Annotated in this window: 26 protein-coding genes and 1 pseudogene; 18 read left to right on the top strand and 9 right to left on the bottom strand. The window is 61.5% G+C overall.

Features of this window, described 5'->3' with window-relative positions; genetic code table 11:
* Positions 1 to 142: 142 nt before the first annotated feature.
* The 3 genes from M5C71_RS00790 to nhaA all read left to right on the top strand — a co-directional run bounded on the left by M5C71_RS00790 (position 143) and on the right by nhaA (position 4783).
* Complete coding sequence (locus tag M5C71_RS00790) at positions 143 to 1816, top strand: methyl-accepting chemotaxis protein (RefSeq protein ID WP_103496200.1); 1674 nt, start codon at positions 143 to 145, stop codon at positions 1814 to 1816.
* A gap of 133 nt (positions 1817 to 1949) precedes the next feature.
* Positions 1950 to 3272, top strand: a complete 1323-nt coding sequence (locus M5C71_RS00785) for a chloride channel protein (protein ID WP_248767028.1) — start codon at positions 1950 to 1952, stop codon at positions 3270 to 3272.
* A gap of 167 nt (positions 3273 to 3439) precedes the next feature.
* On the top strand, positions 3440 to 4783 hold the full coding sequence (gene nhaA, locus M5C71_RS00780; RefSeq protein ID WP_248767027.1) for a Na+/H+ antiporter NhaA: 1344 nt from the start codon (positions 3440 to 3442) through the stop codon (positions 4781 to 4783).
* A 110-nt stretch (positions 4784 to 4893) separates the two neighbouring features.
* Here the strand turns inward: nhaA and M5C71_RS00775 are convergent, their stop codons facing one another.
* The gene (locus M5C71_RS00775; protein ID WP_248767474.1) at positions 4894 to 6897 is read right to left on the bottom strand and encodes a sigma 54-interacting transcriptional regulator; all 2004 of its coding nucleotides are present in this window, start codon (positions 6895 to 6897) and stop codon (positions 4894 to 4896) included.
* A gap of 211 nt (positions 6898 to 7108) precedes the next feature.
* Between M5C71_RS00775 and M5C71_RS00770 the strand changes: the two genes are divergently transcribed.
* The 4 genes from M5C71_RS00770 (at position 7109) to M5C71_RS00755 (ending at position 10267) form a co-directional block, all read left to right on the top strand.
* Entirely contained in the window at positions 7109 to 8128 is a 1020-nt protein-coding gene (locus M5C71_RS00770; RefSeq protein ID WP_103496197.1) for a Gfo/Idh/MocA family oxidoreductase, read from the top strand.
* Positions 8128 to 8916, top strand: coding sequence for a TIM barrel protein (locus tag M5C71_RS00765; protein WP_248745847.1), 789 nt, complete (start codon positions 8128 to 8130; stop codon positions 8914 to 8916). Before M5C71_RS00770 ends, M5C71_RS00765 begins: the two co-directional genes overlap by 1 nt.
* 98 nt (positions 8917 to 9014) lie before the next feature.
* A complete protein-coding gene (locus M5C71_RS00760) occupies positions 9015 to 9941 on the top strand; it encodes a sugar ABC transporter substrate-binding protein (RefSeq protein ID WP_103496195.1) in 927 nt (308 codons plus the stop codon).
* Between the two features lie 137 nt (positions 9942 to 10078).
* Complete coding sequence (locus tag M5C71_RS00755) at positions 10079 to 10267, top strand: hypothetical protein (RefSeq protein WP_177099156.1); 189 nt, start codon at positions 10079 to 10081, stop codon at positions 10265 to 10267.
* Positions 10268 to 10648: 381 nt separating this feature from the next.
* Here the strand turns inward: M5C71_RS00755 and M5C71_RS00750 are convergent, their stop codons facing one another.
* Entirely contained in the window at positions 10649 to 11041 is a 393-nt protein-coding gene (locus tag M5C71_RS00750; RefSeq protein ID WP_248767026.1) for a hypothetical protein, read from the bottom strand.
* A 44-nt stretch (positions 11042 to 11085) separates the two neighbouring features.
* Here M5C71_RS00750 and M5C71_RS00745 point away from each other — a divergent pair, with 44 nt between their 5' ends.
* On the top strand, positions 11086 to 11310 hold the full coding sequence (locus tag M5C71_RS00745) for a hypothetical protein (protein ID WP_248767025.1): 225 nt from the start codon (positions 11086 to 11088) through the stop codon (positions 11308 to 11310).
* Between the two features lie 2 nt (positions 11311 to 11312).
* Here the strand turns inward: M5C71_RS00745 and M5C71_RS00740 are convergent, their stop codons facing one another.
* A complete protein-coding gene (locus tag M5C71_RS00740; RefSeq protein ID WP_177099162.1) occupies positions 11313 to 11918 on the bottom strand; it encodes a TetR/AcrR family transcriptional regulator in 606 nt (201 codons plus the stop codon).
* A gap of 109 nt (positions 11919 to 12027) precedes the next feature.
* Here M5C71_RS00740 and M5C71_RS00735 point away from each other — a divergent pair, with 109 nt between their 5' ends.
* Both M5C71_RS00735 and M5C71_RS00730 read left to right on the top strand, forming a co-directional pair.
* The gene (locus tag M5C71_RS00735) at positions 12028 to 13140 is read left to right on the top strand and encodes an AbrB family transcriptional regulator (protein WP_248767024.1); all 1113 of its coding nucleotides are present in this window, start codon (positions 12028 to 12030) and stop codon (positions 13138 to 13140) included.
* Between the two features lie 40 nt (positions 13141 to 13180).
* Entirely contained in the window at positions 13181 to 13489 is a 309-nt protein-coding gene (locus M5C71_RS00730) for a hypothetical protein (protein WP_103496189.1), read from the top strand.
* A 46-nt stretch (positions 13490 to 13535) separates the two neighbouring features.
* On the opposite strand, the gene M5C71_RS00725 is transcribed toward M5C71_RS00730, so the two are convergent.
* On the bottom strand, positions 13536 to 14459 hold the full coding sequence (locus M5C71_RS00725) for an alpha/beta fold hydrolase (RefSeq protein ID WP_248767023.1): 924 nt from the start codon (positions 14457 to 14459) through the stop codon (positions 13536 to 13538).
* A 172-nt stretch (positions 14460 to 14631) separates the two neighbouring features.
* Here M5C71_RS00725 and M5C71_RS00720 point away from each other — a divergent pair, with 172 nt between their 5' ends.
* Complete coding sequence (locus M5C71_RS00720; protein ID WP_248767022.1) at positions 14632 to 15066, top strand: GNAT family N-acetyltransferase; 435 nt, start codon at positions 14632 to 14634, stop codon at positions 15064 to 15066.
* A gap of 9 nt (positions 15067 to 15075) precedes the next feature.
* On the opposite strand, the gene M5C71_RS00715 is transcribed toward M5C71_RS00720, so the two are convergent.
* Complete coding sequence (locus tag M5C71_RS00715; RefSeq protein WP_152739621.1) at positions 15076 to 15735, bottom strand: isoprenylcysteine carboxylmethyltransferase family protein; 660 nt, start codon at positions 15733 to 15735, stop codon at positions 15076 to 15078.
* 214 nt (positions 15736 to 15949) lie between these two features.
* On the opposite strand from M5C71_RS00715, the gene M5C71_RS00710 reads away from it, so the two are divergent.
* From M5C71_RS00710 to M5C71_RS00700, 3 genes are all read left to right on the top strand, one after another.
* Positions 15950 to 16756: an ABC transporter substrate-binding protein gene (locus M5C71_RS00710; RefSeq protein WP_152739620.1), complete on the top strand. Its 807-nt coding sequence runs from the start codon at positions 15950 to 15952 to the stop codon at positions 16754 to 16756.
* Between the two features lie 79 nt (positions 16757 to 16835).
* On the top strand, positions 16836 to 17564 hold the full coding sequence (locus tag M5C71_RS00705) for an amino acid ABC transporter permease (RefSeq protein WP_248767021.1): 729 nt from the start codon (positions 16836 to 16838) through the stop codon (positions 17562 to 17564).
* A 1-nt stretch (position 17565) separates the two neighbouring features.
* Positions 17566 to 18252 (top strand): amino acid ABC transporter permease, encoded by a 687-nt coding sequence (locus M5C71_RS00700; RefSeq protein ID WP_248767020.1) that lies wholly within the window; start codon positions 17566 to 17568, stop codon positions 18250 to 18252.
* Positions 18253 to 18269: 17 nt separating this feature from the next.
* Here the strand turns inward: M5C71_RS00700 and M5C71_RS00695 are convergent, their stop codons facing one another.
* Positions 18270 to 19163 (bottom strand): LysR family transcriptional regulator, encoded by an 894-nt coding sequence (locus M5C71_RS00695; RefSeq protein ID WP_248767019.1) that lies wholly within the window; start codon positions 19161 to 19163, stop codon positions 18270 to 18272.
* A 265-nt stretch (positions 19164 to 19428) separates the two neighbouring features.
* Here M5C71_RS00695 and M5C71_RS00690 point away from each other — a divergent pair, with 265 nt between their 5' ends.
* The 3 genes and pseudogenes from M5C71_RS00690 (at position 19429) to M5C71_RS00680 (ending at position 21748) form a co-directional block, all read left to right on the top strand.
* Positions 19429 to 19884, top strand: a complete 456-nt coding sequence (locus M5C71_RS00690) for a GFA family protein (RefSeq protein ID WP_248767018.1) — start codon at positions 19429 to 19431, stop codon at positions 19882 to 19884.
* 40 nt (positions 19885 to 19924) lie between these two features.
* Positions 19925 to 20017 (top strand): annotated as a pseudogene (locus M5C71_RS00685) (AsnC family transcriptional regulator); the annotation flags it as partial.
* 162 nt (positions 20018 to 20179) lie between these two features.
* Complete coding sequence (locus M5C71_RS00680; protein WP_248767017.1) at positions 20180 to 21748, top strand: sensor domain-containing diguanylate cyclase; 1569 nt, start codon at positions 20180 to 20182, stop codon at positions 21746 to 21748.
* A 41-nt stretch (positions 21749 to 21789) separates the two neighbouring features.
* Here the strand turns inward: M5C71_RS00680 and M5C71_RS00675 are convergent, their stop codons facing one another.
* Genes M5C71_RS00675 through M5C71_RS00665 form a run of 3 tightly spaced genes read right to left on the bottom strand, consistent with a single transcriptional unit; the run spans position 21790 to position 25896 of the window.
* Entirely contained in the window at positions 21790 to 23214 is a 1425-nt protein-coding gene (locus tag M5C71_RS00675; protein WP_248767016.1) for an efflux transporter outer membrane subunit, read from the bottom strand.
* The gene (locus M5C71_RS00670; protein ID WP_248767015.1) at positions 23211 to 24797 is read right to left on the bottom strand and encodes a DHA2 family efflux MFS transporter permease subunit; all 1587 of its coding nucleotides are present in this window, start codon (positions 24795 to 24797) and stop codon (positions 23211 to 23213) included. Before M5C71_RS00670 ends, M5C71_RS00675 begins: the two co-directional genes overlap by 4 nt.
* Positions 24790 to 25896 (bottom strand): HlyD family secretion protein, encoded by a 1107-nt coding sequence (locus M5C71_RS00665; RefSeq protein ID WP_103499777.1) that lies wholly within the window; start codon positions 25894 to 25896, stop codon positions 24790 to 24792. Before M5C71_RS00665 ends, M5C71_RS00670 begins: the two co-directional genes overlap by 8 nt.
* Positions 25897 to 25995: 99 nt before the next feature.
* On the opposite strand from M5C71_RS00665, the gene M5C71_RS00660 reads away from it, so the two are divergent.
* The gene (locus M5C71_RS00660) at positions 25996 to 26718 is read left to right on the top strand and encodes a CerR family C-terminal domain-containing protein (RefSeq protein ID WP_248767014.1); all 723 of its coding nucleotides are present in this window, start codon (positions 25996 to 25998) and stop codon (positions 26716 to 26718) included.
* Positions 26719 to 26723 lie beyond the last annotated feature (5 nt).

Here is a 26723-nt window from a genome sequence, read left to right as displayed (position 1 = left end):
TCGTCTGATCGTTCTCCGTCTGCAAGGGGCAATGCCATCACCGTTCGAACATGAAATTCCCGTCATCCACAAAAGCGTCATAAAGCCATCATGCAATATTGTTACAACCGCTGGCGTAGTTCCTCATTAAGAGCCCGACGCCGTGAACCTTCGTTTCGCCTTTCTCCGCAAGCCCTCCCAACGACCTGCCCTGCTGCGCCGCCTGAGTATCGGCAAGCGCCTGCTGGCCAGCTTCGGGCTCTGTGCCCTGTTGCTGGTCGCCCTGGGCGGGTTGTGCCTGACGGCCATGCAGCACATTCGCCATGACGGCGAGTTGATCGAGCAAGGACCGCTGTCGAGTATCGCCCAGGCCGACGCCATCGCCATCGACCTGGCCAAGATGCGCACCGAAGCCGCGCTGTTGCTGGTGTATGCCAACGACCCGGCCGAACTGACCAACCGCAAGATCAACTTGCAACAGCTCAGTGCCGAGGTGAACCAGGGGTTTACCGAGTACCTGGCCAAGGTTCCGGAAGGCACCGAACGGGACTCGATCAAGTTGCTGCAGGACGCTTCGCAGCAATTTGTCACCCTGTTCAAGCAGGCCATCGATCTGGTCGAGCAGAAGAAAATGAGCGAGGCCACCAACCTGTCCAACAACGACCTGGCCAACCAGGGCTCGATGATGGACATGCAGGTGCAATTGCTCCGCGAGCTGAACAAGCAGACCACCGCGCAGGCCCTGGAAAACACCGCCAGTACCTTCAAGAAGGTCCAGCTGTTACTACCGATTGTCATCGGCGTGGCGCTGGTGCTGATGCTGTTGCAGGCCTGGCGCCTGAGCGTGAGCATCACCCGGCCGCTGCGCCAGGCCTTGCAGGTGGCCAAGACCGTGGCCGCCGGCGATCTCAGTCAATTGGTAGTCGCCCATGGCCAGGACGAGGTGGCGCAACTGCTGCAGATGCTCGGCCATATGCGCGATCAACTGCACGCGGTGATCAATCAGATCGGTGGCGCCGTCGGCCGCCTGAACGCGGCCACCCAGGAGATGGGCGCGATCATGCATGACAGCGCCCAGGACCTGCACCAGCAATACGGCGAGATTGAACACGCCGCCACCGCCGTCACCCAGATGAGCCAGGTGGTGGAGGAAGTGGCGCGCAATGCGGTGGAGACCTCCAGCGAGTCCCGCAGCTCCAGCACCGCCGTGCGCGAAGGCCAGCAACAACTGGACGAGACCATGGCCGATATCAGCGTCCTCGCCGATCAGGTCGAACAGGCCAGCCTTCGTGCCCAGGCCCTGGCGGTGGAGACCCAGGGCATCAGCAAGGTGCTGGAGGTGATCCGCAGCGTGGCCGCCCAGACCAACCTGCTGGCGCTCAATGCGGCCATCGAGGCGGCGCGGGCCGGTGACGCGGGGCGCGGGTTTGCCGTGGTGGCCGATGAAGTGCGTGGCTTGGCGCAACGCACCGATGCGTCAACCCGGGAAATCGAAAAGATGATGGACGGTATTCATCAGGGCACCGGCGACACGGTCCTGGCCCTGGCCGAAAGCGCCGCCCAGGCCGGTCGCACACGCCAGCGGGCGCAGGTGGCCAAGGATGTGCTGGGGAGCATCTCCAGGTCGGTGGCCGGCATTGACGAGCGCAACCTGGTGATCGCCACCGCCGCCGAGCAGCAGGCCCAGGTGGCCCGTGAAGTGGACCATAACCTGGTACGCATCCGCGATCTGTCCATGCAGACCGCCAGCGGTGCGGCGCAAACCAGCAATGCCAGCCAGGAGCTGGGGCGTCTGGCAGTGGAGCTGGATGGGATGCTGGCGCGCTTTTCGCTGTAACAGGTGGCGCCGTAGGTCAGGCTGGGCTCGGCGCAGGAGCATTTCGATACACGCGAAACCCGTTGGAGGGGATCGCTTATCGGGCTAATCTTGCTCCTTGCGCCGTCCTGAACCTCAACTGGAATCCTGCCGGGTGATCAAACCGTTATTGCTGCTACGTCGTCGTTTTGCCTCCCTGCGCTGGCGCACTCGCGTAACCCTCTGGGCTGCCGCGACCCTCGCCGGATTACTGGTGGTGATGTTCGCCCGGCTGGCGGACCTTGCGCTGACACAATTTGCCCTGCACACCGCCGAACGCCCCTGGCTGCCCTTTCTCTACACGCCACTGGTTGGCATGCTGGTGGTGTGGATGACCACGCGCTTTTTTGTTGGAGCCCAGGGCAGTGGCATTCCCCAGGTGATCGCCGCCACCCGCCTGGCCCACAAGGGCGCGCCGGTCAATCACCTGGTGTCGCTGCGTATCGCCTTCGCCAAGATAGGCCTTGGTACATTGGCCCTGACCGGCGGCTTTTCCGCGGGACGCGAAGGCCCCTCGGTCCAGGTCGCCGCCTCGATCATGCATTTCTTTCATCGCTACCTGCCCAATGCACGCATCATCCGTAGCGAAGACCTGATCCTCGCCGGCGGCGCGGCGGGCATCGCCGCCGCGTTCAATACGCCCCTCGCCGGTGTCGCGTTTGCCGTGGAGGAACTGGGACGCAAGCTGGAAACCAGAACCAGTGGCGTGCTGCTCAGCACCATCATCCTGTCGGGCATGGTCGCCATCGCCTTGCAGGGTAACTACAACTATTTCGGTCACTTCAACGTTCAAGAGATCACACTCAATATCGCTATTGCGGCGCTGGCGACCGGTGTCGGCTGTGGGTTGCTGGGTGGTTTGTTCAGCCGCATGCTGCTGTGGCCCCAGCGCCATCGTCATTTCATCATCTGGGAGTGGCGCCGCACGCACCCGGTCTGGTTCGCAGGCGTCTGCGGGCTGCTGGTGGCGGTCCTGGGCTGGTTCAGCGGCGGTATGTCATTTGGCAGCGGTTACAGCATCACCACCCATATCATTGCGTCCGATACCGGCCTGCCTTGGCACGCGCCTGTCACGCGTTTCCTCGCCACCCTCGTGACTTATTTTTCCGGTATTCCCGGCGGCATTTTTGCCCCGTCCCTGGCCGTCGGCGCCGCCGTGGGGGCCAATGCCGCCGACTTTTTCGGCCTGGCCGCGCAGCCGATGATTGCCCTGTGCATGGTGGGTTTCCTGGCCGCCGTGACACAGTCCCCCATCACTTCCGCGATCATTGTGATGGAGATGATCGACAGTCATGGGATGGTGATCAGCCTCATGGCCGTCGCGCTGATTGCCAAGGCGGTCAGTTCACGGATGAGCCCCGAGTTGTACCAGCAGATGGCCCGGGGGTTTCTTCAGTCTTCGGACGATGGCAGCGCCTCTAAAAAAGAAACCCCATAACCCAGGGCTGGGTCGCGACGAGCCAGCAGGCCTCCATCGAGTCGTGTGGCACAGGGGATTTGCATCTCGCCCATCAGGTTCTTATCATCGCGCTGGGTGCGCTGCTGCATACGGCACAGCGCAGGTTAAAGCATAAACGTTGGTCGGGCCGCCAACGGAGAATTGCTGTGCCTGAAAGACACCCAGCGTTGCCTTCCATCCCTCGCCCGCAGGCTCTGACCGAACGCGCCTTGTCGGCCCTGGAGCGCTTCTCGCATATCGAAGCCGTCAGCGGCATCGTGCTTCTGCTGGCCGCGATTGCGGCCCTTATCTGGGCCAACAGCTCGGTCGCGGACTCCTACGAACATTTCTGGAACACCCCGCTCACCGTGGGCCTGGGCGACTTCACGGTCTCGCGCTCACTGCACTTTCTGGTCAACGATGGACTGATGACCATCTTCTTCCTGGTGGTAGGGGCTGAAATCCGCCAGGAGATCAAGGACGGGGCACTGGCCAACCTGAAGCTGGCCACCCTGCCCCTGGGTGCCGCCTTGGGCGGCGTGCTGATGCCGGCGATCATCTACACCCTGCTCAACCACGGTACCCCGGCAGCCAACGGCTGGGCCGTCCCCACCGCCACGGACATTGCCTTCGCCGTGGGTGTCCTTGCCCTGTTGGGCAAATCGATTCCAAGCGGGGTGCGCGTCCTGTTGCTGGCCCTGGCAATTATCGATGACATCGTCGCCATCCTGATCATTGCCCTCTTCTATGCCGCCAGCCTGGATTACCTGGGCCTGGTGATCGCGGCCGGCGGCCTGTTGCTGGTGCTGGTGTTTCAGCGGATGGGCATCGGCAAGGCGTATGCGTACCTGCTGCCGGGGGCTATTGTCTGGTTCGGGCTGTTGAAGACCGGCGTGCATCCGACCCTGGCAGGCGTGATGCTCGGCCTGATGACCCCGGTCAGCTCCCGGCCCGCCAAGGAACAGCCGCTGGAGACTATCGGGCGGACGTTCCAGGAGCTGATGGATCGATTTTCCGCTTCGGGCGATAGCCCACAGACCGTGGCCAAACCCCTGAAGCAACTCCGGCAGGCCCAGCGGGAAATGTTGCCGCCGGTCCAGCGCGTTCAGGCCGGGTTGCATCCGTGGGTGGCGTTCGGCGTCATGCCGCTCTTCGCGCTGGCCAACGCGGGCGTCAGCCTGCAGGGGGTCAATCTGGACGATGGGCTGTCCCTGCATGTGTTCATGGGCGTGATACTGGCGCTGGTACTGGGCAAGCCCCTGGGGGTCATGCTGGCCAGCGTGGTTCTGGTCAAGCTGAACATCTGCAGGCTGCCTGAAGGCGTGACCTGGAGTGGTGTCGCCCTGGTCGGCCTGCTGGCAGGTATTGGATTTACCATGTCGATTTTCATTTCGTCGCTGGCGTTTTCCGATCCGACGCTACTCTCGGCGGCAAAACTGAGCGTGCTCGCCGCGTCGTCCCTGGCGGCGGTGTTGGGGTTGCTCTGGGGGAGGACCCGGTTGAAAGGATGAATGGGTCGCCGGCGTCGGCAAGAGGGACGACTGGAGCCGCACCCTCGAGGCCCAACGTGGCCAAGGGCATTACGGCGTCACTTCCAAGGCAAGCGGATCGAGCCAGCAGCTCAACCGCTTGCCGCATCACGAAACGCGTCGGCGTTCAGTCCGAAGCGCTGCATCTTGTTGTACAGCCCGCCACGGGAGACGTTCAGTTGCCTGGCGGCGACGCGGACATTGCCTCGGGTGTCCTTGAGGGCCGCGATGATCGCGTTCATCTCATGGGTGCCCAGGTCCAACGCCGCCCGGGGCTCAGGAACACGGCCCGGTACCGGCGGCTGGAGCCGCTGCTTGATTTCAAGCGGCAGGTCGCCCGGCTGGATCAACTCGGTCATCGCCAGGTTGGTCGCGCGCTCGATGGTGTTTTCCAGCTCGCGGACATTTCCCGGCCAGTGGTAGGCCAACAGTATCTCCAGGGCCTCGGGGGACAGGTCCAACACCGACTTGCGTAGCGACTGGGCACAGCGACCGAGAAAATATCGCGCCAGCAAGGGAATATCCTCGCGGCGCATCCGCAGCGGCGGGACCGTCAGGTTGAGGACATTGAGGCGGTAGTAAAGGTCTTCGCGAAAAGCCCCATCGGCCACGGCCTGGCTCAGGTTGCGGTGGGTGGCGGCGATAATGCGCACATCGACCCGCTGGGATTTTTTCGCCCCTACCCGCGTCACCTCGCCCTCCTGCAAAACCCGCAGCAAGCTGACCTGGGCTTCGAAGGACATATCGCCGATTTCGTCGAGGAAGATGGTACCCCCATCGGCCAGTTCGAACTTCCCGGCCGAACCGCCACGGGCCGAGCCGGTAAAGGCGCCCTCGACATGACCAAAGAGTTCGCTCTGCACCAGGTCGCGGGGAATGGCGCCGCAATTGACCGCGACAAACGGACCGCTGCAACGCTCGCTGGCGTTATGGATCGCCTGGGCGAACAGCTCCTTGCCGGTGCCGCTCTCCCCCAGGATCAAGGTGGTGGAATCACTGCGACTGGCGATCCGGCCCAGGTGCAAGGCGTCCTGGATGGCCCGCGAACTGCCCTGGATGGTTTCGAAGGTGTAACTGGCCTGGGTGCCGATAATGCGTCGGGTAATTTCGCGGATACGGCGGTTCTCCCGCAGCGAAACAATCCGTCCGCCCTGCTCCAGTGAGCACACCGACACCAGGCACGCCAGGTGGCTGCGGTCAGGCAGCTCGAAGGTGCAGTCCAGATCCCGCAGTCCCTCGCCGCTGCGCAATAACATTTCGGCGGTCAGCTCGCTCTGCCCCAGGCGCTCGAACGGACTGCCCAGCAGGTCCCGGCCGACGCGAAACAGTTGCCGGGCATAACGGTTGAGCGCCTTGATGCAGCCGCGCTCATCAAGCACCACCAGCCCTTCGTTGAGCACCTCAAGGACGGCTTGTTGTTCATCCAGCAGGGCCTGCAAGGCCATCTGCCGCGACACGGCTTCGGCGGCCGCCTGCACGGTACCCAAAGTATGGAAATGGAACCAGCCCGGCTCCGCGGTCAGGGTCAGCATGGCCAGTGTCCGGCCCTGGGCATCGCGGATCGGTGCGGCGGCACAGTGCATGCGCCGTCGACGCAGGCCAGTGCCGAAATTCTCCTCGGCCAGCACGTACATCAGGCGGTCTTCGGCCAGTGCCAAGCCCGTGCAGTTGGTGCCCTGGACCGACTCCAGCAATCGGCTGCCCACGGGTGTGAGGTCCAGGCCGCAGAAATACAGGGTCGTTCCTTCGGCGTCCGTCAGGTTGATATGACCCCTGGGGTTGTAGGCCAGCAACCCGCGCATGACTTCCGCGGCGGCGGTGATCAACGCGCGATTGGCCGACAGCGTTGCGGTCAGAGCCTGCGGAGTCACCAGACGATACTCGCCGTCCTCGGGATCGAGACCGACACTGACACTGCGCCGCCAGGAGTCCCAGATCACCTGCCTGACCCCTTCCGGTCGATCCTGATGCCCTTGCCGGCAAGCCAACCAAGCCTGCTCCAGGGCGGCAATCGGCCCCTCGCTCAAGGATGCGGGACCCAAGGCGGTCAGATAGTCGAGATCCTGCGCACTGAAGGCCATCAGTTGTGGGTTCATCGCCATCGATATCCACCTAAATGTTCATATTTTTGACATGTCAGTATAGACATGTCATCCGATTGAACAATCACCTCAAATACTCATAGATAAATCCGTTAAATATCAAGTAGTTAAATATTGGCACAGCCTTTGCTCCCATGCCTTGTACCAGCCACGGCATTGCCTGCTGCCAAGCCCTATGAACAACAATAAGACGGAGTCATTTTTCATGAGCACATCCAAGATCATCCGCCTGGGACTTATCGGCGCCGGTCGCATGGGCAGCTTTCATGCCCAGACCGCCGCCCGGCACATTCCCGGTGCCTGCCTGAGTGCTATCGCCGACCCGGTGCCCGGCCAGGCCGCCCGCCTGGCGGCGGAGCTGGGCGGGGCACGGGTCTATACCGATCCACAGCAACTGCTCGATGACCCCGAGATCGACGCCGTCCTGATTGCCGCCCCGGCCCGTAGCCATGCCGAACTGGTGATCAGCGCCGCCCGCGCCGGCAAAGGCGTGTTCTGCGAAAAACCCATGGCCATCACCCTGGACGAAGCCGACCGCGCCATCGCCGCCGCCGCCGATGCCCGCGTCACGCTGCAGGTCGGCTTCAACCGGCGCTTTGCCAGAAGCTTTCGCACCGCCCACCTGGATGTGGTCGCCGGCCGTATCGGCACGCCGCAACTGCTGCGCTCGCTGACCCGCGACCCGGCGCTGAACAACCCGGCCGCCTCACCGCAGTGGGTGATCTTTCTCGAAACCCTGATCCATGACTTCGACACCCTGCGCTACCTCAACCCGGGCGCTGAAGCCGTCGAGGTGCATGCCATGGCCGATGCCCTGATCGCCCCGGAGTACAAGGACAAGGGCCTGCTGGACACCGCCGTGGTGACGATCCGCTTCGACAACGGCGCCATCGCCACGGCCGAGGCCAACTTCCAGGCGGTGTATGGCTACGATGTGCGCGGGGAAGTCTTCGGCAGCGCCGGCATGCTGACCATGGGCAACGTCAATGACTCGGACCTGGTGCGCTATCTGGCCGGCGGTATCCAGGCCGACACGCTGCGCCTGGACACCGACCTGCTGCGTGATGCCTACATTGCCGAGCTCAATCACTTTGTCGGCTGTGTACGTTCCGGGGAAAAACCCCTGGCCAGCGGCGAAGATGCCCGGGCGGCACTGGCCATTGCCCGCGCCTGTATCGAGTCCTTCCAGCAAGGTAAAACCGTACGTGTGCAAGGAGCCCATTGATGAGCTTTTCACCCTTCAAGCTGGCGATCAGCGCCGAAATGGTTTTCCTCGACCTGCCGTTTACCGAGCGCGTCAAACGCATTCATGCACTGGGCTTCAGCGCCGAAATCTGGGACTGGACAAAAAAGGACATCGCCGCCCTGGTCGCCACCGGTGCCGACTTCACCTCCATGACCGGCTATATCTCGGGCAACCTGACCGACCCCGAAGAGATCCGCCAGTTGCTCGACAGCGCCCGGGAATCCCTGGCCGTGGCCGCACAACTGAACTGCCCGAGCCTCAACCTGCATGGCACGGGGTTGGGCGACAAGGGCCTGCCGGTCAAACCGGTGGCCTGCACCACCGGCCGCATGTGGCTGAGCGCCTGCAAGACCCTGGAAAAAATCGCCCGCCTGGGTGAAGACGCCGGCCGGGTGTTTCTGCTGGAAAACCTCAACACCGAGGTCGACCACCCCGGTACCCCGTTCGCCCGCGCCGATGACACCCTGGCGCTGATCGAGGCTGTGGGGAGCCCGCATCTGAAGATGAACCTTGACCTTTACCACGCGCAGATCGGCGAAGGGAACCTGATCGAACTGATCCAGCGCGCCGGCCCCGCCATCGGCGAAATCCAGGTCGCCGATGTCCCCGGACGCAAGGAGCCCGGCACCGGCGAGATTCATTATCCGGCTATTGCCAGGGCCTTGTTCGGCATGGGATATACCGGCGTGGTCGGGCTCGAGGGTTGGGCCAGCGGCGACAGCGAAACGGCACTTGAGCGCTTTCGGCAGGCGTTCACGCTTGATTGAGGACCGGTACTTCCGGCGGATTCAACTTGCAGTGCGCTGGAGGTCTTCATGTTTGATCTTGATGAATTTCAACTCATAACAACAAAAGGAAAACCATCATGCGTCGCTACACACTGCTTTTTGCCACGCTGTTACTGCTCTTCAGCCAATGGGCCAGCGCCGGTTATCGCATCGGCGTCAGCATTGCCCGGGTTGACGACAACTTCATGACCTATGTGCGCAATGGCCTGGAAGCCGCCGCCAAACAGGAGGGCGTGCAGATCCAGTTCGAGGATGCCCAGGGCGATGTGGTGCGTCAGCTCAACCAGGTCGAGGGCTTTCTCAGCCAGAAGGTTGATGCGGTGATCGTCCTGCCGGTGGACACCTCCGCCACCGCCAATATGACCCGCGCTGCCGTCGAGGCGAAGACCCCGTTGGTCTACGTCAACCGCCACCCGGACGAACGTACCCTGCCCAAGGGTGTGGTCACCGTGGCGTCGAATGATATCGAGGCCGGGCAACTGCAGATGCGTTATCTGGCCGAGAAGCTGGGGGGCAAAGGCAGCCTGGCGATCATCATGGGCGACCTCGCGCAGAATGCCACCCATGACCGAACCGAGGGTGTGAAACAGGTGCTCAAGGACTATCCCGGGATCAAGATTGTCGAGCAGCAAAGTGCCGAGTGGCAGCGCAACAAAGGGATGGACCTGACCAGCAACTGGCTGTTGGCGGGCACCCACTTCGACGCCATTGTGGCCAACAACGACGAGATGGCCATTGGCGCCGCCATGGCCTTGCAGCAGGCCGGCAAGGCCAAGGGTGAGATTGCGATTGTCGGCATCGACGGCCTGCCTGACGGCCTCGCGGCCATCAAGCGCGGGATGCTGATAGCCTCGGTCTTCCAGGACCCCAAGGCCCAGGCGACCGTGGCGGTCCAGTCGGCGATCAAGATGATCAAGGGCGAAGCGGTTGAACCGGATGTGTGGGTGCCGTTCCAGCTGATCAAGCCGGAGCAGGTGGCGATGTTTGAGCAGCACTACAAGTAGTGTCGAATTGGAGGGTGGCGCAAGCCCCCTCCTTTGAATCACGTTCGCACTCTGCTCAAGCGCTTATGGTACAGATGCTCTGCGAAGGACCACACAGCAAAGAACGCAGCGAACGAAAATAAGAACCACGAGAAAAATTGGCCGGTTTTGTCGCTAACCAAGCGTTGCATTTTGATGCAGCTGGCTGCATCCCAACAACGCGCGGCACAGAACTCGATGCCATTGATCCGGCATGTCAACACGTTGCCTGCAAGATGGCTCAGCTCAATGGGCTGCCCCTTGAGCAGGCCGGATCTATTGCTGAAATTGCTCAGTCTGACGACTGAAAACACCTGATAGCTCCCGGTTTCCAGGTTCTTTGTCACGAGGTCCACACCGGGGCCCCGATGATAAGCTACATGGTTGAGCGTCCCATTGAACAACTTGACTGTCTTTCCTTGAAGACCAAAATCCGAATGGGACGGAAATAGCTGAAAGGGCAAGCTGAGTATGCATAGAACCATGCAGAACAAGGCGTAGCGCCCTGCTCCATTCAACGAGCTGTACCTGATCAAATCGCATTATCCCTTGCTGAATTTATTTGACCCAACGCTTAAGCATAAGTAATGGCTAGACAATATCAGACACAACATGGCCTACATGTGCGGCATTTGGCTTGATTCGCCTCCATCCGAAGGTCGTTCAGCAATCATTCAGTTTGATAGGACTTACGAATCGAGGCGCAGACGGCTTGGCGTCGCCTGCCAGACCTTGGGCGAAAGCAGCATGACCGCGACAAGAAAGGCCACCTGAGACAGATAGAAAGACGCCAGCCACTGCTGATTCAGCGCGACGTAGTAAGTGTTATGGGCAACGTCAGCCACGATAATCGCGGCGGTCAGGGCAATGCCGGCCCTGGGCTTGATGAATAGCAGCAGCGCGGCCAACGGATCAAGGAAGGTCAACGCGCCCCAGAACACACGACTGGCCCAGTGCGCACTTTCCCCATACCCGTAGTCCCAGAAGAATCCGTGCTGAAAATCTGCCCGCAAGTGGTTAGCGGTAGCGATCAACAGGCAACACGCGAACAGTATTCGGATGGCGAAGGATAACCTGGACATGGCGTGATCCGCGTTAGTGAAGTAAGCCCGACAGGATATCGGGATTGCACCGCTTCGGCAGCAGTGCTCGCTCGCAAGCCCCCCTCAGCGCTGAAAAGGCCAGTAAACGCACGATAGGCCTCGACGCCCCCGATGACTTTGGCCATACCTTCGAACGGCCCATCACCGACACCAAAGTCATCGAAGACCTCTATTGCGCCGACTTTGCCCATTTGCAAGACGTGTACAACCGCATCAATCAGGTCGACGTTGACGAAAACCCGGTATAGACCTAGGCCTCCAGCGCCGAAAGATAAAGCCGAACCATATCCTTGGCCTCCACCAGCAGCACCTGTTGCATGGCGGGCGCCTCCCCGCTGATCCGTCCCACGCCCTTGAACACGTTCAGCAGCGTCATGGCCACGGCCTTCGATTTGGCCGGGGCCAGGGACGGAATCACCTCACGCAATGCCACCTCGATACCTTCCACCATGGCCTTGCGAAACTGTTGCCGCCGGCTTTCGCTGGCCCCCGCGACATCCACCAGGTTGATGGCGAACTGACGCTCAGACTGCAGCGCGAGACTGAAGTCGATAAACGCAGAAGCCAGTTCCGACGCTGTCATGGTGCGGGCTTGCGCGCCCAGCTCAGCGAGAGATTCAAAGGCGTGCTCGACGTAGTTCATCAACAGCGCCTCAGCCACGGACTCCTTGGTCGGAAAAAACCGGTAGAGCGAGGCAATCGCCGTCCCCGAGCGCGCAGCGATCTCCGTCATTGTCGTCGCATCAAAACCCTTTTCCGTAAACAGCTCGACCCCAGCTTCCAGAATGGCCGCCACACGAATATGCCCTTTGGCACGTTTGGGCTCCTGACCCTTGGCGATAGGTTTTGTTGACATATGAGAGGATGTCCTTCACTATTTTTACTAGAGGATATCCTCTCATTCTAGCATCGCACCGACCCGAAGCAACGCCCAGCCTCCAGTCCGGTTTCATCAAGGGGTTTCCATGTCCAACGCAGATGCTCATCTCGCCATTTCCAGAACCGGCAAGCTCGCCTCGATAGGACAGTGGAGCGTGCTCCTGGGATTGTCAGCCCTGTTCGCCCTGGCCCTGACCTGGGTCGGCATTCCAGCTGCCTTGCTGCTCGGCCCCATGCTGGGCGCCGTCATCACCGCCATCACCTTCGTCAACACCCGGGTGCGGATTCCAGGGCTGGCCTCCGCCTTCGCCCAGGGCATTCTGGGCTGCATGATTGCCAGAACCCTGGTGCAATCGCTTGCCGGTGCCGCCATCGGCAGTTGGCCGCTGTTTGTACTGGGCGTGATCGGTGTCGTCGTCGCCGCCGGTTTGCTGGGCTGGGGACTGACCCTCCTGCGGGTATTGCCGGGAACCACCGTTATCTGGGGGCTGAGCCCGGGCGCCGCCACGGTGATGATCCTGATGGCCGAGAACGCCGGGGCCGACGCGCAACTCGTCGCCTGCATGCAGTACACCCGCGTGATCCTGGTGGCGGTCATCGCCACGCTGATTACCCACTTCACCGGTGCCGGCGTGGTGCATGAGGTGCATTCGGTCATCTGGTTTCCGAGCATTGACTGGCTACCACTGGCCCAGACCCTGGCCCTTGTGGCCGCCGGCCCGCTGGTCGCACGCCTGGCAAAAATACCGGTGGCCTCCCTGCTGGTGCCGATGATCGGCGGGATCTTCCTCACGCATCAGGGCTTGATCAGCATCGAGATCCCCCATTGGTTGCTGGCACTCGGTTATGCGGTTATTGGCTGGCGGATCGGCCTGCCCTTCACCCGACCACTGGTGAGGTACGCCCTGAAAGCCTTTCCGGCGATCCTCGCCAGCACCCTGGCGCTGATCGCGATCTGTGGCTGCCTGGCACTGGTGTTCGTCTTTGCCGCCGGCATCGACCCGCTCACCGCTTACCTGGCAACCAGCCCGGGCGGCGCGGATTCCGTCGCGATCATCGCCGCTTCCAGCCACGTCGACGTGCCCTTCGTCATGACCATGCAGATGGCGCGCTTCGGCGTGGTGCTGCTGGCCGGACCGGCAATCGCGGCCTTCATCTCCCGGCGCGTCGCCCCGACAAGCCGCGCTACCGATAGCTGAAACCAGCAACCTTTATCCATGCCCAGCCTGAAGGTGATCCATGTCCATCACAGCGTTTTTTGCCGGTGTTTTTCTTTGCAATGCCCTTCCGCACATCGCTGCCGGATTGTGCGGTCAAGTCTTTCCCACGCCCTTTGCAAAACCACGAGGAAAAGGCCCCTCGTCACCCTTGGTGAATTTTCTCTGGGGTGCCTTCAATCTGCTGGTGGGCCTTGCCCTGCTGTCGAGACAGCCCGTGACTGTCGGCTTAAATTCGGAGTTCATCGCACTGATGGTCGGAGCCCTGGCGATCGGGACTTACCTGTCCGTGCACTTCGGCAAGGTTCGTGCGCCCTCCTCCCGAGCCTGACCCCTGGCGTCGCTCTTGGCGAAAAGAGCGGTGGCGCGTCCATCGCTTATTGCGCAGTCAGAAACTCACGATACAGCGCCGCCGTCTGCTCCGGGCGCTCGACCATCGGCAGATGGCCCACGCCGTCCCAGCACTCCAGGCGCGCATGGGGAATGCCAGCGATCCAGTTTTTTGCACTGGCCAGGGGGACCATGCGGTCTTCACGCCCCCACAGCAGCAAGGTCGGGACACGGATAGTGTTCAGCCAGGGCTCCATCCGCGGGCTGTCATGGAAGTCGTCGAAGATTTCCGCCAGTTCAGGACGCCGATCGATATAGGTCTGCGACTCCGCCGCCAGCAACACGCCAGGTATCCAGGGGGGCGAGGCCATGGTCATGGAGAAAAACCGATCGAACTCCGCCCGCGAGTGGATCAGAAAAGGGTTCCTGCCTTGCTTGACCAACTCTTCCACTTCATTGGGTTGCGGCAGGTTGACCCCCACCGGTCCCATCAACGCCAGGGACAACACCCGCTCCGGAAAATGCGCCGCCAGCCAGGTACCGACGTAAGCGCCCATGGAGCTGCCGACCACATGCACCTTGTCGATCCCGCTGGCGTCCAGCAGTTCGACCATGCGTTGCGCCTGGGTCGCGATACTGTAGTCGCCACCCGTTTCGAAACCACTTTTGCCGTGCCCGGCCAGGTCGGGAATGATCACCCGGTGGTCAGCAACGAAGGATCGCGCAAAGCGCAGCCAGAGGTTCTTGTCGGCACTGAAACCGTGGATCAGCAACAGCGGCGGCGTGTTGCTTTGAGTCCCGCCCTGGAAGGTCGACAAGGTCATCCGCTCAATCGCCACCGGGACTTCCTTCACCCGGGAGAGCCGTGCTTCCAGACTCGTGATCAGGTCAAACAGCAGACCTCCTACACGTGGATAGGTCCACCATCCCCATACGACGAGGAGGACGATCAGGGCAAGGATCAGGAACATCAACACGTCTCCGGAACAGGGTTGGCGAAACCAGTCTCCGCGCGACCGGTCGAGTCATAAAAACAGAACAGGCATCCGCCAGCAAGGTGCCTTGGCGGATCGGAATGCCAACGCTTGAGTGGCTTCTGATAGGCTGCCAGGCCGGACAATCCACACAGCCAGGCTCAGCCCCATGATCAATATCCGTGTCATGACGATGGACGATTACCAGGCGGTCATCGACCTTATGCGCAATACACCCGGCATTTCCCTGCGTGACGCCGACTCCCGTGAGTCGACCGCCCGCTACCTGGAACGAAACCCGGGGATGAGCTTCGTGGCTGAAGTCGACGGCGAACTCGGCGGTTGCATCATGTCCGGGCATGACGGTCGTCGGGGCTACTTGCAGCACTTGCTCGTGCTGCCCCGTTATCGGCGCCAGGGCATCGCCAATGCACTGGTCGAACGCTGCCTGTCGATCCTGGAAAGCCACGGCATCCTCAAGTGTCATCTCGACGTGTTCAAGACCAATGAGGACGCGGCCCGTTATTGGCAAAGCCAGGGTTGGCAGCTCCGGCAGGATATCGACCGCTATTCGTTTACCCGCTCGGGCAATCAGAACGCGTGACGCAACAGCTCAATAAACCCAGGGCAGCAGGCGCCAGGTGCGCGCACGATAAGCCTCGTACTCTTCGCCAAATTCGGCCTTGAGCAAGGCCTCCTCCGAGTGCATGCGCGCAATCAGCGGGATCAGCGTCAACGCCGTCAGCAACACCCCGACACCGGAGCGAAAGGCCAGTGCCCAGCCCAGCGAGTTGACCAGCAGCCCGAGGTAGCTCGGGTTGCGCAAAACCCGATAGAGCCCGGTGGTCACCAGCCGATGCCCCGGCTGGATCGCAACCAGCCCGCTGAAGCGCTTGCCCAGCACAAACACCGGCCACATCCGCAACACACCGCCAACGGTAAACAGCAGCACGCCGAGCCAACGCACGCCCTCACCACCAAAGGTCCACCAGCCCAGGCGAGCCGTCCAGGGCACCAGCCCCACCAGCAGCAAGCCGAGGGCGCCGATGACCGGAATCACCCAGCGATTGCCGCGATCCTCGCGCACGCCGGAGCTGAGGTTGGCTTCGGTAAACAGCGCCGAGCCCGCCAACAACAGGGTCACCACGGCGATCGCAAGCAATGCGGGTTGGGCAGCAAAGGCTGACCAGCCACCGAATCCCCACACCGCCAGCCCGAGATAGCCCAGCGTCGCCGCCACGCTGAAAAACGCCAAGCGAAGTGAGATTTTCATATTGCCCTCGACGGGATAAACCTGATGCTTTCAGTGTAGAAGCATTCGTCCGAGCCAGTGATCGGCAACGCTCTAGCCCGCGGTTTACACGAAGTCCCCGGAAATCCGACTTATTCCATAAAAGTATCAACAAATTCTTTTATATTCTTTTATTGTTTATTCATGGACTGCAAGACTCGGCACCAGAATCATCCACTAAGTGTTGAGATCACCCATGAAGAAATTGACTGCCCTCACTGCCCTCACCCTCGCCGTCCTCTCGGGATTGGCCCATGCCGACCGCCTGGAGGACATCAAGAAATCCGGCGTTCTGCGCGTCGCCTCGTTCGACAGCAACCCGCCTTTCGGCTTTATCGATGCCAAGAGCAAACAGATCGAAGGCCTGGACGTGGACTACGCCAAGGCCATCGCCGACAAGCTGGGCGTCAAGCTGCAACTGCAACCGACCAACCCGGCCAACCGCGTCCCACTGCTGGTCGCCAACAAGGTCGACCTGGTCCTGGCCAACTTCACCATCACCCCGGAGCGCGCCGAGCAGGTCAACTTCAGCATTCCCTACTTCAGTTCCGGCCAGCAGTTCATCGTCAAGAAAGGCACCCTCAAGTCCCAGGAGGACCTGAACAAATGGCGTGTCGGCGTGGACAAGGGCACGGTCAACGAAGGCGTGCTGCGCGAGAAATTCCCCGGCGCCAAAGTCATCGCCTATGACGACACCCCGTTCGCCTTCACCGCCTTGCGCAACGGCAATGTCCAGGCCATTACCCAGGACGGTCCGAAGCTGATCGGCCTGCTGGCCAACGTCCCGGACAAGGACAAGTACGAAGTGCCGCCCTTCACCATTTCCAATGACCTGATCGGCGTCGGCCTGCCCAAGGGCGAGACCGCCCTGACCGACCTGGTCAACCAGACGCTGGTCGAGCTGGAAAGCAAAGGCCAGGCGCAGAAGATCTACGACACCTGGTTCGGCCCGGACACCAAGACACCGCTGGCCCGCCTGTACAAGATCGGCGACAAGAGCTGATCGCCCTCCCTGTCGTACACCCACAGCCCGCGCGGTTTTCCGCGCGGGCTCTTTGTATTCTGGATGGACACCGTGATTGATGTTTGGTGAATTGCTGGGCCCGCATTACCTGAAATGGCTGTTCGATGGCTTTCTCCTCACCCTGGCCCTGTCCGCCGTGGTCTGCCTGGTGGCCACCGGGCTCGGCTTCCTGATCTGCCTCGCGCGTCTGGGCAGCTCGCGCCTGGCGTCCTGGCCAGCACGGGCCTACCTGGCGTTGTTTCGTAACACGCCGCTGCTGGTGCAATTGTTCTTCTGGTATTTCGGCCTCAGTGCCCTGCTGCCCGAAGGACTGGTGAGCTGGCTGAACACGCCCCATGAAGTGAGCGTGGCCGGCACTGAAATCAGCTGGCCGTCCTTTGAATTTATCGCCGGTTTCTGGGGGCTGACGCTGTATACCTCGGCCTTTATCGCCGAGGAGTTTCGCGCCGGCGTCGCCTCAGTGCGCCCGCAGCAACGCGAGGCCGGCGTGGCCATGGGTTTTCGGCCAGCACAGGTGTGGCGTTATATCGTCCTGCCCCAAGCCTTGCGCACCGCCCTCGGGCCGCTGCTGGGGCAATACATGAATGCGTTGAAGAACTCCTCGCTGACCATGGCCATCGGCCTCGCCGAGCTGTCCTACGCCTCGCGCCAGGTGGAGACCGAAACCTTCAAGACCTTCCAGGCCTTCGGCTTCGCCACCCTGCTCTACATCTTCAGCATTGCGCTGCTCGAAGCGGCCGGCCAATGGATCCGCCAGACCAAACGTTATCGCCAGGGAGCCGCATGACATGGACTTTTCCGTTATCAGCGACAACCTCGAGTACTTCCTGATCGGCGCCTACCCCGACGGTCCCTTGGGCGGCGCGGCCCTGACCCTGATGCTGAGCGTACTGTCCGGAGTATCCGCCGCCCTTCTGGGCCTGGTGCTGGGCATAGCCTTGAGCAGCCTGAAGGGCTGGCCACGGGGAATATTGATCGCGGTGCTGGGTTTCCTGCGGGCGATCCCGGTACTGATGTTGATCTTCTGGAGCTACTTCCTGCTGCCGATCATCTTCCACGTGGATATCCCGGCGCTGTTCACCGTGGTCTGCGCCCTGTCGCTGATCGGCGGCGCCTACCTGGCGTACTCGGTCCATGCCGGTATCCAGAGCCTGCCGGACGGCCAATGGGCAGCGGCCCGCGCGCTGGGCATGCGACCCGTCCAGGTCATGCGCCTGATCATCCTGCCGCAAGCCTTGCCGATCATGCTGCCGTCGTTCCTCAACCAGTGGATCTCGCTAATCAAGGACACCTCCCTGGCCTATGTGATCGGTGTCGGCGAACTGTCCTTCGTGGCGACCCAGGTCAGCAACCGGGTGATGGTCCACCCTACGGAGATCTTCCTGTTCGTGGCGCTGGTCTACTTTGTGTTCTGCTCCAGTCTCGACTTGCTGGCCAATTTCGCGAGCAGAAAGCAGACGGTGAAGCACGCTTGATCTGGCAACCCGGGGACTTAGTCAGTCCCCAGAAACTGCGTCAGCGATGCTCCCAGCGCATCGAACACCAAGGCAATACGCTGAACCCGTCGCATGTCCTGGTGCATGGCGATCCAGACATCCACGGAAAATTCCACCTGTCCGGGCAGTACGCGTATCAGTCCGTGACGTCGGGCCAGTTGGCTGGAACAGACGCCGATCCCCAACCCCGCGCGCAACGCCGCCAGTTGTGCGAGGTGATCATCGGTACGAACCAGCGTGCGCTGCGCCGTGCAGTCGAAGCCGCGCTCACGCAGAAACTGCAGTTCCACCAGATTGCGGTCAGGCCCGATCAGCGGATAGTCATCCAACTGCGCAACGGTATCCGGCGCGCCCTGCTCCGCCAGGAGTTCAGGGGTGGCATACAGGCCGACTTGCAGATCACCGACCTTGCGCGTGACCACCGCCGCTTCGGTCGGCCGACGGATACGCACCGCCACATCGGCCTCCTGCCGGGCCAGCGCCTGCAGACGGTTCGACACACTGAGCTCGACAGCCAGTTGCGGGTAGGTCTGGCGTAGCGTGCGCAACATGGGCGGCAATACCTCGACCCCGAGCAGTTTGCTGCTGGTCAGGCGCACCGTGCCGCCCGACAATTGCGCATCCGCCGACGCCGCTCGATTGAACGCGTTAGCCGCCATGGCCATGGCTTCGACATGGCTGATCAGGTCCTTGGCCATCTCCGTCGGCAGCAGACCCGCTGGCGAGCGGATAAACAGGCTGACGCCCACGCTCTGCTCCAACGCCTCGATCCGCCTACGCGCGGTGGCCTGCGCGATGCCCAGCAAACGGGCCGCCCCCGATAGACTGCCGGTGCGCAATACCGCCAGAAAGGCACGCTGGGTTTCCCACTGTAGCTGAGGCGCGTTCATACATTTCCTGTGAGCCGCTGGGCAATTTTGGCTAATTTTCTTTCGTGAGGCGCGGCCTCATGCTGGTCAAGCATATCCCACGGACACCCCGCTTCGTCCGCCACCTCTACCCTTGAAGGAGTTTTACCCATGCCACTCACTGACCAATGCCGCTGTCGCGCCATGAGCTACACCCAGGCTGATCCTGCCGGACGGGCTGCCCAGCTGGCCACAGGGCCAGACGCCAGTAGCGTTCACTAAAACATCAAGACGAAAGGAGGTAGTGATGAGTCGCCCAGTATTCGCCTACGGCAGTTGTCGCTGTGGCCAGGTCGCTTTTGAGCTGCACGCCCCACCGATCATCACCACGGCCTGCCATTGCACCGGCTGCCAGAAAATGTCGGCCAGTGCGTTCTCCCTCAGTGCGCTAGTGCCGAACGAGCAGTTCGTGATCACCCAAGGCGAGCCGGTGATCGGCGGCTTGCACGGGACAACGCGACACTACTTCTGCCCTCATTGCCTGAGCTGGTTGTTTACCCGCCCAGCGGGCAACGAAGCGATCGTCGGTGTCCGCTCCAGTCTGCTGGATAACCCAGGACAATTCGCTCCGTTCATTGAAACCTGGACTCGTGAAAAGCTGCCTTGGGTCACCACCGGGGCCGTGCATGGCTTCGAGGCGTTCCCCGAATCACAGGACTTTATAACGCTGGCGCAGCAGTATGCGCAGCGGCATCAGGCATAAGGATTCAAGCAAGGCGCTATTCAACCAGCAATACCAGCGCGATGAGCGACTGTCCGTGCTGCCCAATGTGCAGCGTCTCAGCTCAACTCTCGTGATGAAGCAAGTCATTCAGGATCGAGCCCTCGCGCTGTGATATCAGCGCCTGTCCGCTACACTTCTCGGCAAGACAAAACGCCCTTGAATCACACTCAAAAAGATTAACTAACACAACAAAAACACCCAAAAAGATGATTTCACTTTAATAAAATAAACCTAAACTACACAAAGCCATTTCAACCACATGGATGTGTTGTTCATGCTCACAAAAACAACTTCAGCTTTCAGCGCCAAGTGGGCGGATACCAAGCTCAAGATCAGTCATGTGATTCTCTTTGTGGCGGCGGTCTGTATCTCATTGATCGGCATCAGCCTCTGGGGAATCTCCAACTCCCTGGGGTATCACCTGCATGAAAAAGAGATCGAGATGTCAAACCTCTCGAAGGCCTTGTCGTCCAGCATAGCCGCCACCCTCACCCAAGCCGACACCGCAATACTCGGTGTCCAGGAACGGATCAACGTTGAAGGCACTGGGCCGGAGGAGCTGAAAAATCTGGAGATCATATTAAAAGCTCAACAAAAACGCCTACCACAAATCTATGGCTTTTCCATTTACGACGAACAAGGACGTTGGTTATTAAACTCAAACGATAGAAACCAATCCAACTTGAACAACTCGGACCGCGACTATTTCATCTACCATCGCGACCATGCCGGTTCCACTCCATTCCTGGGCCCTCCGATCCGCAGCCGCCTGACAAACGAATGGGTCATCACCCTATCGCGCAGGATCGATCATCCTGACGGCAGCTTTGCAGGCGTGGCAATAGCCACTGTCTATCTCAAATACTTCCTCAGCCTCTACGACAGCATCGACATGGGCAAGAATGGCATCATCAATCTCACCTCCTCGGCAGGGCAGATCATCGTGCGTCACCCCTTTCACGACACTGAGGTGGGTACGGACATTTCAAGCGGGGAGGTATTCGCCTTATTGACGCCGGGTGTCGCCTCGGGCACCGCAACAATAAGGTCATTTATTGACAATGTCGTCCGCATCATCAGTTTTCACCGCGTCGATGGCTATCCGCTTGTGGTCATCGCGGCTTTTGAAAGAGATGAAATATTGACGGACTGGCGTCGAGAGTCCCTTGCCAGTTTTATCATATCGTCCATATTGCTGCTTATTCTCGGCCTGCTGGGCTATCGCCTGATAAAAATCATGAGCCAGCAGATTCAAGCACAAAAAGAACTGCAATATTCCGAAAGAGCCTACATCGAGGCGAACAAGGCGCTCGGCCAACTGGCACTCGAAGATGGCTTGACCGGGCTCTCGAATCGCCGCAAGTTCGACCTGTTTATCGACTCGGAAATAAGTAAAGCCAAGCGCAAACCCGATGACCTCGCCCTCATCCTGATCGATATCGATCTGTTCAAGAAGTACAACGACCATTACGGCCACGTACAAGGCGATGAATGCCTGAAATCCGTGAGCACCCTGATCAAGAAAAATATCACTCGGGAACATGATCTTTCGGCCAGGTATGGCGGAGAGGAATTTGCCATCGTCCTCCCTGGTACCGATTATGTCGGCGCTTTTATCATCGCCGAGAAAATCCGAACAGACGTGGAGCGCAGTGCCATTCAACACTGTGAATCACCGGCCAAGGTCGTCACCATCAGCATTGGCATCAGTGCCTTGTCCGGATCAAAGGCCGACACCCCCGAGCAGTTGATCGATATCGCTGACAAAGCCCTGTACGTCGCAAAATCCAATGGCCGAAACCGGACGGTTATTTCCAACAATCTGTCCAGCGCCCTGGCCTGATGGGCTTCATCGGCGGCACGCTGCCAGCACTGCAGCTTGACTCAGCCCTGCCAGCCCAACCCCAAGGCCTTGTGCAACGAAGCAAAATCCTTCAGCAATTCACTGTCCCCGCTCACTCGATTCTGCTCGGCATCAAAGCGCGTGCGCTCGGCATTCAGCCAGTCCAGGGTGCTGGCGGTACCGGCGTCGTAGCGTTCTCGGGTCAAGCTCGCCGCGCGGGCCGATGAGGCTTCGATATCACGGAGCAGAACCACGTTTTCACGCTGGTGGCCGTAGCGCGCCAGGGCGGTATCCGCGTCGCGCAACGCGCCGAGGACCACGCCACGGTAATGGGCCCGGGCTTCGTCGACGCCGCCTTCGGCGCTGTCGACATCGGCTGCCACACGACCGAAGTCCAGGGCGTTCCAGGTCAGGCGCGGGACCAGCAGCCAGGTGGCGTTGTCCGTGCGCACCAGATGCGAAGGCGCCGCGGCACTGAAGCTGAGATCGCCCGTCAGGGATAACTTGGGAAACCAGTCGGCCTTTTTCTCGCCGACCTGCGCGGTGCTGGCGGCCAGTTGACGTTCGGCGGCACGAATGTCCGGGCGGGATTTGATCACCGCCGCCGGATCCGCGACCGGCACGCTGGCGGGGACGCTCGGCAACGCACCCGGTTGACCGAGCCGGCCGTCCAGTTCGCCCGGCTCCAGATCACAGAGCACCGCCAGTTGATCCAGCGACTCAATGATCTGCGCCTGCAACGGCAGGCGCTGCGCACGGGTGGTCTGCCATTGGGTGGTGACTTGTTCCAACTGCAATTGCGAAGCCACGCCACGGCTGCGGCGTTGCCGGGTCAGATCGACCACCTGGGCTTCCAGGCCCGCCGAGGCATCGACCAGGGCCAGGCGGGTTTGTTGGTCACGCAAACCGACATAGGCTTGCACGACTTCGGCAGCCAGTTGCACCTGGGCATCGGCCAGGCTCTCGGCCGAGGCATCGGCGCTGGCAGAAGCCGCCTCGATGGCGCGACGTGTACCGCCAAACATATCGACTTCCCAGCTGGCATCGAAGTCCGTCAGATACAGCGACAGCGGCCCGCGACCACCACTGCTCTGCTGCCCCGTCAGGCTGGAAAGGTCGGGAGAGCGCATACGAATCGCCGTGGCATTGGCACTCATCTTGGGCAGCTCGGCGGCCTGCTGGCCGTGCAGCCCGGCCCGGGCCTGACGCAAGCGCGCCTGGGCCACGCGGATATCCGAGCTGTCGTTGAGGGCGGTTTCCACCAGGCTGTCGAGTTGCGCATCACCCAGCTCATGCCACCAGTGGGCGACCGCCGGGGTGCTGACGGCAACCGGGTCCGCGTGGGCGAAACGTCCCGCGGCCACGGTTTTCTCTGCAACCGCGGGCGCGCCGTGGTAATCGGGGCCGACGGTGCAACCGGCGAGCAGGCCCACGATCAGGGCCGAAATCAGGGTTCTATCGATCATCGTGCAGGGCTCAGCGCAAGGGTCGGTTTCTTGAGTAAGAGGGCCAGGGGAATACACAGGGCCAAGGCAATACCCAGCAGGTAGAAACAATCGGTGAAGGTCATGACCGACGCCTGCAAGGCGATGTCGCGACTCAACTGGCCGACCGTCTGCAATTGCGCCAGGGCCTGGTCACCGCCCTGGCTCATGAAGGACGCCGTCTGTGCCGCCATATGGTCCTGGCCCAAGGTGCTGTTGGCCGTCAGCGATTCGCGAATCATCGCGTCGTGATAGCTGCTGCGCCGATCGATCAGCACCCCGGTCAGGGCCAGCCCGATGGAGCCGCCGATATTGCGCGACATGTTGTAGAGCCCTGCCGCCTCGCCTTTTTCGTGGGGCAGGACAGCCGCCATGGTGATCTGGTTGAGCGGCATCATCGCCAGGATCTGGGCGAACCCGCGCACCAGCTGCGAGGCGTCGAAATCATGGCCGACACTATCGACCGTCAGGTTCAGGCTCATCATGCAACTGATCACGAACAGCACCAGTCCGGTGCCCACCAGCCAGCGGCTGTCATAGCGCTGCATCAGCCGCGGCAGGATCGGCATCATCATGAACGCCGGTACGCCGGAGAGCAGCATGATTGCCCCGGATTGCTGGGCGTTGTAACCGGCAATGCTGTTGAGAAACTGCGGCAGCAGGTAGGAAATCCCATAGATGGCCGCCCCCACCGTCGACACGATCAGAATCACGCTGGCGTAGCGCGGGTTATGCATCAGGCTGAGCTTGATGATGGGCTGGCGGGCCGTGAACTGGCCGATGGCGATCAGGATAAAACCCAGCAACATCAGCAGGCTCAGACCGACAATCAGCGAGGACTCGAACCAGTGTTCACGCTGGCCCTCTTCCAGGATCACCGTCAGCGAGCTCAAACCCAGGGCCAGGCCAAGGATGCCGATCCAGTCCGCCTTGATGAACTGTTGAAGGTCGGCTTTTTCCGGGCGGATGCCGGTCCAGAGCAAGGCGATCAGCGCCAGGCTGATGGGCAGGTTGAGAAAAAAGCACCAGCGCCAACTGGCGTTCTCGGTCAACCAGCCGCCCAGTACCGGCCCCATCAAGGGCCCGAGCAAAACGGTCAGGCCAAACATCGACATGCCGATTGCCATCTGGTGCCGGGGCAAGCGGGTGCCGATGATGGTCTGTGCCGTGGGGATCATCGCGCCACCGGCAAAGCCCTGGCCGACACGCGCCAGGATCATGCCCGTGAGGCTGCTGGACATGCCGCAGAAAAACGAAAACAGCGTGAAGGCCATTGCCGTGCCCATCAGGAACCGGCGCAAGCCGAAGACCCGGGTCAGCCAGGCCGCCAGCGGGATCATGACGATCTCCGACATCAGGTAGCCGGTGGCGATCCAGGTGCCTTCCGTGCCCGAGGCGCCGATCTGCCCCTGGATCTGCGGCAAGGCCGAGTTGGTGATGGAGATGTCCAGCGTGGCCAGCAAGGCACCGAGGGAACCGGCCGCGACCGCGATCCAGTCGGTCACCGAGGCATTGGCCTCCTGCGGCGCGCCCTGCGTGGTGGCGGCCGTCGCGGCGTTAGCCATGGTGGCGGGTGTCCACGTCGACGGTCACCGACAGGCCCGGCATCAGCACCGCGCGCGCCGACTCCGGCACATCCAGCTGGATACGCACGGGGACCCGTTGGACGATCTTGGTGAAGTTGCCGGTGGCGTTCTGCGCCGGCAACAGCGCGAACTGCGAACCGGTGCCGGGCGAGAGGCTGTCGATATGCCCGCTCAGATCTTCACTGCCCAACGCGTCAACGTGCACCGTGACTGCCTGGCCAGGTTGCATATGGTGAATCTGGGTTTCCTTGAAGTTGGCCGTCAGGTATAGCGCCTGCACCGGCACCACGGTCAGCAGGCGTGTACCGGGCTGGGTGAACTGACCGACCCGCACACTGCGGTCGGCCACCCGGCCGGCCAGGGTGCTGATCACCGTGGTGTCGTCCAGGTCCAGCTGCGACTGCCGGGCACTGGCCTGGGCCACCGCCAGTTGCGCCTGGGCCTGCTGCAATTGTGCCTTGAGTGTGCCGATGCGGGTTTCGGCCGCGCGCAACGAGGCTTGATGCGCGGTCAGGCCGGTGCTGGCCTGGGCCAGTTGATTGTTGAGGTCGGCCAGATGTTCTTCCGTCTCGGCACCGGAACGGGCCAGTGGCGCGTAACGTTTGACCTGGGTCTGGGCGTGTCGCAAGTCGGCGTTGGCGCCGTCCAGTTGGGCGCGAACCTGGGCAATACTGGCCCCCTGCTCCACCAACTCGGCTTCGGCCCGGGCCACATCGGCCTGGTGCGAGATCACGGTGGCCTGGGCTTCGTCGAGCGCCGCCTGATACTTGCGCGGGTCCAGGCGCACCAGCGGCTGGCCGATACTCACGGTTTCGTTGTCACTGACCAGCACTTGCGCGACATACCCACCGACCTTGGGCGCCACGGTCATGCTGTCGGCCTGCAGGTAAGCGTCATCGGTGCTTTCAATAAAACGCCCGCTGAACCACCAGTGCGCGCCCCAGCCGGTCAGCGCCAGCAGCGCGACAACGCCGACCCCGATCAAGGCTCGTGGCGGCTTGTTGCGACGCTCGGAAAGATTGCTGTCAGCCACGGGCTCAAGGCGACCGTGTTGACCGATAGGCTGATCGACGGACATGCCGCACTCCAAAATATTCCAGTTGGTAAAAAATGCGGCGATGGCGAATTTATGTCAAGTGATATAATTTGTCCGGGCATTCTTTTTCCAGGCTTACCCATGGCACGACATCGACCAGCAAATGAAGGCGGCTACCAGCGCGGTGAAGAAACGCGCCTGCGGATTATCGAAGCCGCCGTGGACCAGTTCGCCACCCATGGTTTCGAAAGCGCCTCGACGCGCCAGATCGCAGCCGCTGCCGGGGTCAATGCGCCGGCGCTGCAATACTATTTCGACAACAAGGAAGGGGTTTACCTGGCCTGCGTCGAGCACATCCTCGCGCAGCTCTGGGCACAGCTGACCGACGAGGTCTCGGCCGCCGAAGCGGCGCTGGAAGATCCCCACGCCGATGACCGGACATTGATCGAGCGTTACCTGGATATTCTTGGCGTCTTCCTGTCGTTCATTCTCGAGACGCCGGAATCCGCCGACTGGCGTCGCTTCATGGCCTGCGAGCAAGCCGGCCTGGGTCCGCCATCGGCCGCCAAGCTGATGGAGCAAGGCCTCAATCAGCGGTTGTCCCACGTCACCCGCAGCATCGTCGGGCGCCTGACCGGACGGCCCGCCGATGACGAAGCCACGATCATCCGGACGATGGCCCTCAACAGCCAGAGCATCGTGTTTCGCGTGAAGCGCGCGCCCGTCCTGCGGGCGCTGGGCTGGGACACCATCGACCAGCAACGCATGGAAACCGTGCGCAACGTGATGCTGTCACAGAATCGCCTGACACTGCTGGCGCTGGTCAGTGAGCGCGACGCGGCAGGCGCGGAAACGGCGCAGTGACGCCT

Source organism: Pseudomonas sp. MWU12-2345 (assembly GCF_023242385.1).
Taxonomy (GTDB): Bacteria; Pseudomonadota; Gammaproteobacteria; order Pseudomonadales; family Pseudomonadaceae; genus Aquipseudomonas; species Aquipseudomonas gingeri_D.
This window is presented reverse-complemented; position numbering and strand designations above follow the sequence as displayed.

Coding starts and splice junctions, on each gene's coding strand:
- M5C71_RS00765 (WP_248745847.1), top strand. CDS start 8,128: ATGAGCTTTTCACCCTTCAAGCTGGCGATCAGCGCCGAAATGGTTTTC.
- M5C71_RS00770 (WP_103496197.1), top strand. CDS start 7,109: ATGAGCACATCCAAGATCATCCGCCTGGGACTTATCGGCGCCGGTCGC.
- M5C71_RS00690 (WP_248767018.1), top strand. CDS start 19,429: ATGAGTCGCCCAGTATTCGCCTACGGCAGTTGTCGCTGTGGCCAGGTC.
- M5C71_RS00715 (WP_152739621.1), bottom strand. CDS start 15,735: ATGAAAATCTCACTTCGCTTGGCGTTTTTCAGCGTGGCGGCGACGCTG.
- M5C71_RS00660 (WP_248767014.1), top strand. CDS start 25,996: ATGGCACGACATCGACCAGCAAATGAAGGCGGCTACCAGCGCGGTGAA.
- M5C71_RS00775 (WP_248767474.1), bottom strand. CDS start 6,897: ATGAACCCACAACTGATGGCCTTCAGTGCGCAGGATCTCGACTATCTG.
- M5C71_RS00675 (WP_248767016.1), bottom strand. CDS start 23,214: ATGATCGATAGAACCCTGATTTCGGCCCTGATCGTGGGCCTGCTCGCC.
- M5C71_RS00695 (WP_248767019.1), bottom strand. CDS start 19,163: ATGAACGCGCCTCAGCTACAGTGGGAAACCCAGCGTGCCTTTCTGGCG.
- M5C71_RS00665 (WP_103499777.1), bottom strand. CDS start 25,896: ATGTCCGTCGATCAGCCTATCGGTCAACACGGTCGCCTTGAGCCCGTG.
- M5C71_RS00735 (WP_248767024.1), top strand. CDS start 12,028: ATGTCCAACGCAGATGCTCATCTCGCCATTTCCAGAACCGGCAAGCTC.
- M5C71_RS00700 (WP_248767020.1), top strand. CDS start 17,566: ATGGACTTTTCCGTTATCAGCGACAACCTCGAGTACTTCCTGATCGGC.
- M5C71_RS00730 (WP_103496189.1), top strand. CDS start 13,181: ATGTCCATCACAGCGTTTTTTGCCGGTGTTTTTCTTTGCAATGCCCTT.
- M5C71_RS00705 (WP_248767021.1), top strand. CDS start 16,836: ATGTTTGGTGAATTGCTGGGCCCGCATTACCTGAAATGGCTGTTCGAT.
- M5C71_RS00680 (WP_248767017.1), top strand. CDS start 20,180: ATGCTCACAAAAACAACTTCAGCTTTCAGCGCCAAGTGGGCGGATACC.
- M5C71_RS00760 (WP_103496195.1), top strand. CDS start 9,015: ATGCGTCGCTACACACTGCTTTTTGCCACGCTGTTACTGCTCTTCAGC.
- M5C71_RS00725 (WP_248767023.1), bottom strand. CDS start 14,459: ATGTTCCTGATCCTTGCCCTGATCGTCCTCCTCGTCGTATGGGGATGG.
- M5C71_RS00670 (WP_248767015.1), bottom strand. CDS start 24,797: ATGGCTAACGCCGCGACGGCCGCCACCACGCAGGGCGCGCCGCAGGAG.
- M5C71_RS00710 (WP_152739620.1), top strand. CDS start 15,950: ATGAAGAAATTGACTGCCCTCACTGCCCTCACCCTCGCCGTCCTCTCG.
- M5C71_RS00740 (WP_177099162.1), bottom strand. CDS start 11,918: ATGTCAACAAAACCTATCGCCAAGGGTCAGGAGCCCAAACGTGCCAAA.
- M5C71_RS00750 (WP_248767026.1), bottom strand. CDS start 11,041: ATGTCCAGGTTATCCTTCGCCATCCGAATACTGTTCGCGTGTTGCCTG.
- M5C71_RS00720 (WP_248767022.1), top strand. CDS start 14,632: ATGATCAATATCCGTGTCATGACGATGGACGATTACCAGGCGGTCATC.